This window comes from Pseudolysinimonas sp., assembly GCF_031389465.1.
GTDB lineage: Bacteria > Actinomycetota > Actinomycetes > Actinomycetales > Microbacteriaceae > Pseudolysinimonas_A.
Window position 1 is genome coordinate 1 of sequence record NZ_JANMSQ010000294.1, and the last position, 9033, is coordinate 9033.

Annotated in this window: 7 protein-coding genes; all 7 read left to right on the forward strand. The window is 66.0% G+C overall.

Features of this window, described 5'->3' with window-relative positions:
• Positions 1–2126: translation initiation factor IF-2 (gene infB / locus RMO30_RS11525; RefSeq protein ID WP_309713550.1), on the forward strand; the 2126-nt coding region annotated here is incomplete at its 5' end.
• Between the two features lie 143 nt (positions 2127–2269).
• Positions 2270–2740: a 30S ribosome-binding factor RbfA gene (gene rbfA / locus RMO30_RS11530; RefSeq protein ID WP_309713553.1), complete on the forward strand. Its 471-nt coding sequence runs from the start codon at positions 2270–2272 to the stop codon at positions 2738–2740.
• Between the two features lie 51 nt (positions 2741–2791).
• A complete protein-coding gene (locus RMO30_RS11535) occupies positions 2792–5047 on the forward strand; it encodes a LuxR C-terminal-related transcriptional regulator (RefSeq protein WP_309713556.1) in 2256 nt (751 codons plus the stop codon).
• A gap of 79 nt (positions 5048–5126) precedes the next feature.
• Positions 5127–5849 (forward strand): alpha/beta hydrolase, encoded by a 723-nt coding sequence (locus RMO30_RS11540; RefSeq protein ID WP_309713560.1) that lies wholly within the window; start codon positions 5127–5129, stop codon positions 5847–5849.
• 58 nt (positions 5850–5907) lie between these two features.
• Complete coding sequence (locus tag RMO30_RS11545; protein WP_309713562.1) at positions 5908–7410, forward strand: aldehyde dehydrogenase family protein; 1503 nt, start codon at positions 5908–5910, stop codon at positions 7408–7410.
• A 20-nt stretch (positions 7411–7430) separates the two neighbouring features.
• The gene (locus RMO30_RS11550) at positions 7431–8561 is read left to right on the forward strand and encodes an NAD(P)-dependent alcohol dehydrogenase (protein ID WP_309713565.1); all 1131 of its coding nucleotides are present in this window, start codon (positions 7431–7433) and stop codon (positions 8559–8561) included.
• A gap of 172 nt (positions 8562–8733) precedes the next feature.
• Positions 8734–9033 (forward strand): hypothetical protein (locus tag RMO30_RS11555; protein WP_309713569.1); only part of this gene is annotated, 300 nt, incomplete at its 3' end.

A 9033-nucleotide genomic window follows, 5' to 3' on the forward strand; every position in this document is an offset into this window, starting at 1 on the left:
GCCCCGCGGCCGGCGGCCGTCCCGGCGCTCCGTTCCAGCAGCGTCCCGGTGGCCCCGGTCGCCCGGGCGGTGCCGGAGGCGGTGGCTTCCAGCGCCCCGGCGGCGGCGGCGCTCCGGGTACGACCGGCGGCTACGCCGGACGTCCGGGTGGTGGTGGGGGTCGCGGTCGCGGCCCTGGCGGCGGCACGGCTGGTGCCTTCGGCCGCGGAGGCGGCAAGAGCAAGGCCCGCAAGTCGCGTCGCACGAAGCGCGCCGAATTCGAAATGCGGGAGGCTCCGACGATCGGTGGCGTGAGCGTTCCCCGAGGGGACGGCACGACCATCATCCGGATGCGCCGCGGAGCGTCGATCGCCGACTTCGCCGAGAAGATCGAGGTCATCACGGGCTTCACCGTGCTGCCCGGCACTCTCGTCACCGTGCTCTTTGCCCTCGGCGAGATGGCGACGGCGACCGAGTCGCTCGACGAGTCCACGTTCGAGGTGCTCGGAGCCGAACTCGGTTACCGCGTGCAGGTCGTCTCGCCCGAAGACGAAGACAAAGAGCTGCTCGAAGGCTTCGACATCGACCTCGATGACGAAGACGACGAAGACGACCTTGAGATCCGTCCGCCCGTCGTCACCGTCATGGGTCACGTCGACCACGGAAAGACCAAACTGCTGGATGCGATCCGCGAGGCGAATGTCGTCGCGGGTGAAGCCGGCGGTATCACGCAGCACATCGGTGCGTACCAGGTCTGGACCGAGCACGAAGGCATCGAGCGCGCCATCACCTTCATCGACACCCCGGGCCACGAGGCGTTCACCGCCATGCGTGCCCGTGGTGCGCAGGTGACCGACATCGCGATCCTCGTGGTCGCGGCCGACGACGGCATCATGCCTCAGACGGTCGAGGCGTTGAACCACGCGCAGGCCGCCGGGGTGCCGATCGTCGTCGCCGTCAACAAGGTCGACAAAGAGGGCGCGAACCCGGCGAAGGTGCGTCAGCAGCTCACCGAGTTCGGCCTGGTCGCCGAAGAGTTCGGTGGCGACACGATGTTCGTCGACGTCTCGGCGCTGCAGAAGAAGGGCATCACCGAACTTCTGGATGCCGTGCTCCTCACCGCCGACGCCGGCCTCGACCTCGTCGCGAACCCCAGCCGGGACGCGCGCGGAGTCGCGATCGAAGCGAAGCTCGACAAGGGCCGCGGCGCCGTCGCGACCGTGCTCATCCAGAACGGAACGCTGCGCATCGGCGACCCGATCGTCGCCGGCACCGCCTACGGGCGCGTCCGCGCGATGCACGACGAGAACGGCGAAACGGTCGAAGAGGCCTACCCGTCGCGTCCGGTCCAGGTGCAAGGTCTCTCGCGCGTCCCGCGCGCCGGTGACACCTTCATCGTGACCGAAGACGACCGCACGGCCCGGCAGATCGCCGAGAAGCGTGAAGCCGTCGAGCGCAACGCCCAGCTGGCCAAGGCCCGCAAGCGCATCTCGCTCGAAGACTTCACCCGTGCCCTCGAAGAGGGCAAGGTCGAATCGCTCAACCTCATCATCAAGGGTGACGTCTCCGGTGCCGTCGAGGCACTCGAAGAGTCGTTGCTCAAGATCGAGATCGACGACAGCGTCCAGCTGCGCATCCTGCACCGCGGTGTCGGTGCGGTCACCGAATCCGACATCGACCTCGCGACGATCGACAACGCGATCGTCATCGGGTTCAACGTCCGCCCCGACGTCAAGGCACGCGAGCGTGCTCAGCGCGAAGGCATCGACGTGCGGTTCTACTCCGTCATCTACGCGGCACTCGAAGACATCGAGAACTCGCTCAAGGGCATGCTCAAGCCCGAGTTCGAAGAAGTCCAGTCGGGTGTCGCCGAGATCCGCGAAGTGTTCCGCTCCTCCAAGGCCGGAAACATCGCCGGTGTCATCGTGCGCTCCGGCACCATCACCCGCAACGCCAAGGCGCGCGTGATCCGGGACGGCGTGGTGATCGGCGACAACCTCGCCATCGACTCGCTGCGTCGCTTCAAGGACGACGTCACCGAAGTCCGCACCGACTTCGAAGCCGGAATCGGCCTCGGAAAGTTCAACGACATCCAGATCGGTGACGAGATCGAGACCATCGAACTCAAAGAGAAGATCCGGGCGTAAATCGTGGGTCGGGGTTCCCGCGGGCTCGTGAGAGTCAAGAGCGGGGACCCCTACCCCGATTGACTCTCACGACCCCCCAGGAACCCCATAGGTTTCGACCGAAGCTGCTCCTTGGCTCGACGTTCATTAGAGGAGTAGGGCTCATGGCTCAGGGAGATCGGGCAGCGAAGGTTGCTGATCGCATCAAAGAAGTGATTGCCAGGCGCCTCGAGAAGGGGCTGCGGGATCCTCGGCTGGGGTTTGTCACCATCACCGACGTGCGGGTGACGGGTGACCTTCAGCACGCCTCCGTGTTCTTCACGGTCTACGGGTCGGAAGAGGAGCGCGCCGAATCGGCGTTGGCGCTCAAGGCAGCGACCGGGCTGTTGCGCACCGAGGTGGGCAAGAACCTCAACACGCGGCTGACGCCGTCGCTCGAGTTCATCCCGGATGCCATTCCCGAGAACGCGGCGTCGATTGCGTCGCTGCTGCGCGAAGCGCAAGAACGCGACGAGGCGGCACGCGCAGCTGCGGCCAACGCGACCTATGCCGGCGACGAAGACCCGTACGTGAAACCGCGCGACTTCGACGAAGACGACGAAAGCAACGAAGACGACGCCGCCGCCGGACGCTGACATCACTGACCTGAGATACTCGACGCACCCTTCAGCGCACGAGGAGTCTCAATGATCAGAGAACCGAGGAGCGTCTTCGTCGGACGTCATCGGGAACTCGCGCTCCTCCAAGGGTTGCTCGAGGTGTCGCAACTCGTGACCCTCACCGGGGTCGGGGGCGCGGGCAAGACACGACTGGCTCTGCGCGCCGCGAACCTGTACGCCGAGACCTCAGGAATCGACGGCTGGTTCGTCTCCCTCGAAAGCGTGCAGGATTCGCAACGGCTGCCCCGCGCGGTGGTGCGTGCTTTGGGGCTGGCCGACCAGTCGGCGCGTGACCCGCTCGACGTGGTCGTCGAGGCGCTCCGCGATCGCCCGACAGTACTCATCATCGACAACTGCGAACACATCATCGATGCTGCTGCGTCGTTCATCGACGAACTGCTGCTCGCCCTGCCCGACTTGACCGTGCTCGCCACCAGCAGGCGCCCACTCGAACTGGATGGGGAGCGGGTCTTCGCCGTCCCGCCGCTGTCGGCTGAACCGATCGTGGGGCCAACGCACGACGAACTCCCGGATGCCGTGTCGCTTCTCGTCGCTCGCGCCCGTGCGGCGGATGCGGCATTCGAACTCGGTCCGCACGATGCGGAAGCGGCGGCAGAACTGTGCCGCGCATTGGACGGGCTTCCACTCGCCATCGAGTTGGCGGCAACACGACTGCGCACCCTGTCGATCACCGACTTGACCAGTCGGCTGTCGTCGCGATTCACGCTGCTGCGCGGCGGGTCCCGCAGCGCCGTGAGCCGGCAGCGAACCCTGCGAGCCGTCGTCGACTGGAGCTACGAGCTCTGTACCCCGGAACAACGGGAGCTGTGGAGTGCTCTGTCGGTTTTCTCCGGGCCGTTCGACCTCGCAGCGGCGTCAGCCGTCGCGGAGGGGCGCGACGTGCTCGACTCCCTCGACGAGCTCGTCGCCCAATCGGTTGTGGAAGCGGATCCGGAAACGGGTCGTTTCCGGATGCTGGAGACGATCCGTCGCTACGGACGCGACCGCGCCGAGGAGGACGGGCGGTGGCCCGGACTGACCCGGCGCCACCTCGACCACTACGCGGCGGTCGCGGCCGAATCCTGCGACAACTGGTACGGCCCGGGGCAAGCAGAGACGCTCGCACGTCTGCGCGCCGACCGCGCTGAACTACAGTCGGCCCTCACCACGGCGTCGGCGATCGACACCGACGGGGCTCTCGACCTGTTCACCAATCTTCGGTATCACTGGGCGGTCGGGGGGTTCATCCCCGAGGGGCGTGCCTGGGCCGCCCGCCTGCTGGCACTTCCGAAGCCCTCACCGGTGCACCGCGTGCCCGCGCTCGTCAACGCGGCGTGGCTCGCCCTGCTCCAGGGCGACCTGGCAGAGGCGGCTGGACGGCTGGACGAGGCCGAAGAACAGGCCACGGAGAGCTCGCTCACGCCGGAGCGATTGGGGACGTTCCGGGTGGAGCTTCATCGCTGGCGGGGGACCCTGGCGAATTTCGCGGGTCGCCCGACGGACGCTGTGCGAGAGTTCGAGGTCTCGATCCGGGCAGCCCAGGAGGGAGGGCATCCCGAAGAAGCCCTCCTGGCACAGTTTCAGTTGACTGCCGCGTTGAGTCACCTGCGGGAATCCGGTGCCGCGCGGACCGCGTCCGAGGCGTTGGCCTACACCGAGACGGTCGACGACAACTGGATGCGGGCGCACGCCCAGTGGGCGATCGCCCTCGCCGCGTTCGTCGACGACGATCTCGACGCCGCGGAACGCCACGCCCGCCAGGGCATGGTCGATGAACGCGGTTTCGACGATCCCGTCGGAGAGTGCCTCATGCTCGAGGTGATTTGTTGGGTTGAGGCCGAGCGCGGCGCGGCAGAGCGCGCGGCGATCCTTCTCGGGGCGACGGATGCGCGGTGGCGGTCGATCGGGTCGGCGATCTCTGCATTCGGACCGCATCTCGGGGCGCACCACGACCGCTGCGTCGCTACCCTCCAACGGCTGCTCGGCGGCAAGGGCTACGAGCGGTTCTTTGCCCGCGGTGGCCACCTGGGCCCACTTGAGGCCGTGTCGCTCGCGCTGGAAGATAAGCCGTCCGACGCCGGAGGACTCAGTGCGCGTGAACACGAGGTGGCGATGCGCATCCACCGGGGGATGAGCAACCGCGACATCGCCGAGGAGCTCGTGCTGTCGGTGCGTACGGTCGACACCCACGTGCAGCGCATCCTCGGAAAGCTCGGGTTCGCGTCCCGTGCACAGATCGCAGCTTGGTACGAAGCCACCTTGTCGACGGAGCCGATTACGTAGTTCTACGGATACCGCATCCGATCGCAGGGTCCCACTCTGAGAGAGCGACACCGACGTCGCCCGAAAGGCACGGTCTCTCATGACTACTTCTTCGACCCGTCCCCGCATCATCCTCGTTCACGGAGCCTGGGTGGGCCCGTGGGAATTCGAGCCCGCCGTGCAGATCCTGCGCGAAGACGGCTGGGATGTTGACGCGATCGACCTCCCGTCGACCGGCAGCACCGATGGTCTGCTTGCGGACGCCGCAGCGGTCACCGCAGCGATCGAGCGCGCCGACGGTCCGGTCGTGCTCGTCGGTCACTCCTACGGCGGCGCGCCCATCACCCAGGCCGGCGACCACCCCTCGGTCGAGCGCCTCGTCTACGTCGCCGCATTCGCGCTCGACGCCGGGGAGAGCGCCCTCGCTGCGATGGGCGGTGTTCTGCCCGACGCCTGGGGTGTCGAGAACGGCCAGGTCACGATGGGTCGCACGCGGGACGAGCGGATCGAGATGATCGCCTCTGACATGCCCCCCGGAGTTCCCCGCGAGGTGTCGGAACAGCTCGCCGACCTGTTCCGGCCGCAGTCGCTCCGCTCGCTCATCGACGAGCTCACCCAGGTCGCTTGGCGCACCAAACCGGCGACCTACATCCTCACCGAGAACGATGGCATCGTTCCGCCGCCGTTCCAGGAGTCGCTCGCCGCCCGCAGTGGCGCCGACGTCATCCGCATCGCGCACGGGCACGCTCCCTTCCAGGAGGATCCGGCCGGCTTCGCCGCGTTGCTCGCACGCGTCGCGACCCCTCAGCCCGTCGCGAACTGACCACTCGCGAACTGAAAAACACTCTCCCCACCACTGACCTCAAGAAAGCGAAACAGCCATGACTCTCACCGAAAGCAAGCCGAAGACCGCCCCGACCGCCCCCGCCTTCCCGCCCGGCCAGCTGTTCATCGGCGGCGCCTGGCGAGAGGCCTCCGACGGAGGCCGGATGGATGTCATCGCCCCGGCGACCGGCACGAAGCTCACCGATGTCGCCAAGGCGACGACCGCCGACGTGGATGCCGCAGTCGCGGCCGCACGTGCGGCCTTCGACTCCGGCGTCTGGTCGGGACTTTCCAGCCGGGAGCGTGCGCGCATCCTCCAGCGCGCGTACGTGCTGATGCGAGAGCGCACCGAACAGATCGCCCAGGCCGAGAGCGCCAACGTCGGCAAGCCGATCACCTTCGCGCGCGTCGTTGACGTGAACAACGCCGCCGAACTCTACGAGTACTACGCGAGCCTCGGGCACCACCTCGATGGGTCGGTGCGCGAGACGACCGGCAACACGCACGCCTACGTGAAGACCGAGCCGCTCGGCGTTGTGGCGGCGATCACGCCGTTCAACTTCCCGCTCATCTTGTCGAGCACGAAGATCGCGCCGGCTCTTCTCGCGGGCAACACGATCGTGCACAAGCCGGCGGGCGACACCCCGCTCAGCGCTCTGCTCATCGCGCAGATCCTTCAGGAGGCGGGCGTTCCCGACGGCGTGTTCAACGTCGTCACCGGATCGGGCGCGACGCTGGGCGACCACTTGGTCGGTCACCCGGATGTCGACAAGGTGGCGTTCACCGGATCGACCGAGATCGGCGCGCACGCCGCCCAGCTCGCCGGCAAGACTCTCAAGTCGTTCACGGCAGAGCTCGGAGGCAACGCCGCCAACATCCTGTTCGCCGACGCCGACCTGAACACCGCAATCCACACCGTCATCGGCGCGTTCGTCTTCAACACCGGGCAGTTCTGCATGGCCGGCCCGCGCCTGCTCGTCGAGCGCCCGATCTACGAGGTCGTGCTCGGCATCCTGGCCGACGCGCTTCCGCACGTGCCGTTCGGCGACATCACCAACCCCGAGACGGTGATCGGTCCGCTCGCCAGCTCCACGCAGCTCGAGAAGGTTGCGGCGATCGTGGAGCGCGCCAAGGCAGCGGGTGCGCGCGTCGTCACCGGTGGCGAGAAGGTCGACCTCAACGGCGGTTTCTACTACAGCCCGACCGTGCTCGCTGATCTCCCCGCGGATGCCGAGGCGATCGTCGAGGAGACGTTCGGTCCGGTTCTCACGGTGCAGCCGTTCGACACCGAGGAGGAGGCCATTCGCCTCGCCAACTCGACCCGTTACGGCCTGGCCAGCGGCATTCAAACGGCCGACCTGGCGAAGGCGCACCGGGTTGCAGCGCAGCTCGATGCCGGCATCACCTGGGTCAACGGCTGGGCGCTGCTCGACCCGGCGGTTCCGTTCGGCGGCGTCAAGGATTCCGGCTGGGGACGCGAAGGCGGCCCGGAGGCGATGGCGTCGTACCAGCGCTCGCACTCCATCGTGTTCAACCTCGAACAGAGCGCGGCACAGTGACCTCGGCCAACCCAGTGACCTTGACCGACACCGTGATCAGTGGTGGCACGGTGACTAGCGGTCGAGCCGCGGTGCTCAACGCACCGGGAGAACTCGTCGTCAGCGAGGTCGAGTTCTCTGATCCCGGGCCGGGGGAGGTGCTCGTCAAGCTTGTGGCCTCCGGGCTGTGTCACACCGACCTCGGTGTGATCGCTGGCGGGATTCCCTTTCCCTCGCCCGGGATCATCGGGCACGAAGGTGCCGGCGTCGTCGAGAAGGTCGGCGCCGGCGTCACCGGGCTACAAGTGGGCGACAAGGTGCTGCTGAGTTTCACGTCGTGTGGGTCGTGCGCGGCCTGCACGTCGGCGCACCCGGCGTACTGCGAGACCTGGCTGCCGCGGAACCTGCTCGGGATGCTGCGCTCCGACGAGTCGGGTGTAGTCACCCGCGACGGGGCTCCGATTGCGAGTCACTTCTTCGGCCAGTCGTCGTTCGCCCAGTACGCGATCGCCGATGAGCGTTCGGCCGTGAAGGTCGACCCCGATGCCGACCTCGCCGTGCTCGCTCCGCTCGGCTGCGGGGTGCTGACCGGATTAGGGTCGATGTGTAACGTCCTTGATCCCGACGCTAACGTCTTTGTCGCCGTCTACGGGTCGGTGGCAGTGGGCCTCTCTGCGGTCATCGCCGCAGCGCTGCGCAATCCCGCTCAGCTGATCGCCATCGACATCGTTGACGAGCGCCTCGCGCTCGCGATGGAGCTCGGGGCGACGGCGACGATCAACGGCGCGACCGAGAACGTCGCCGAGCGGCTCGCCGAGCTCACGGGTGGCCGCGGTGTCGCGCTGAGTTTCGACACCACCGGCAACCCGGGCGTCGCACGCCAAGCGCTGGATGCGGCCTCCGTGCGCGGCACGGTGCTGGTGTGCGGGGCTCCGCCTCCCGGCACCGAGATTCCCGTCGACATCCAGGGCATCCTCTCCGGCAAGGTGCTGCGCGGCGTCACGATGGGCGACACCGATCCGGCGACGCTCATCCCGCAGCTGATCGCCCTGCACGCCGACGGCAAGCTGCCGCTCGAGAAGCTCGAGAAGCGCTACTCGCTCGACGAGATCGGCCAGGCTGCCGAGGACATGCATCACGGCGTCACCGTCAAGCCGGTGATCGTGTTTTGAGCGACAACCAAGCCATCGACATCGATAATACAGGTGAGGCCTTTCGATGGATCAACAAGCACATTCTTGTATGAAAGATCAGAGTGCGCCAAGCCCATCATGTGCATCTTCTTGACCGCTCTCGATAGGAGAACGCACATTCTGATATGGTTCGACCAATTCCCCAGCTCCCTTGGATCAAGAAATCTCTTACGCAGACTTGCCGACGCAAACCACTTTCCCTCTTTCTCTTTCACCTCATAGTTTTCCAGTATCTTCTGATGAAAGATTGTCAAATATGCAAAAAGATGCTTTGAGAAATACACCATTCTGGATTTATGTAGAAAAGCAAAAAGAAAAAGGAAACTATAAATCGGTTTCTGAAAGTCAAGTCCAATTTATAGAAGAGATGAAAATTAATTATCTGATCAGCACAAAAAATGTAGTATTGCCTAGCATAATTAAAAATAAAGTAAAAAAACAATTCATTGAT

Coding starts and splice junctions, on each gene's coding strand:
- rbfA (WP_309713553.1), top strand. CDS start 2,270: ATGGCTCAGGGAGATCGGGCAGCGAAGGTTGCTGATCGCATCAAAGAA.
- RMO30_RS11535 (WP_309713556.1), top strand. CDS start 2,792: ATGATCAGAGAACCGAGGAGCGTCTTCGTCGGACGTCATCGGGAACTC.
- RMO30_RS11540 (WP_309713560.1), top strand. CDS start 5,127: ATGACTACTTCTTCGACCCGTCCCCGCATCATCCTCGTTCACGGAGCC.
- RMO30_RS11545 (WP_309713562.1), top strand. CDS start 5,908: ATGACTCTCACCGAAAGCAAGCCGAAGACCGCCCCGACCGCCCCCGCC.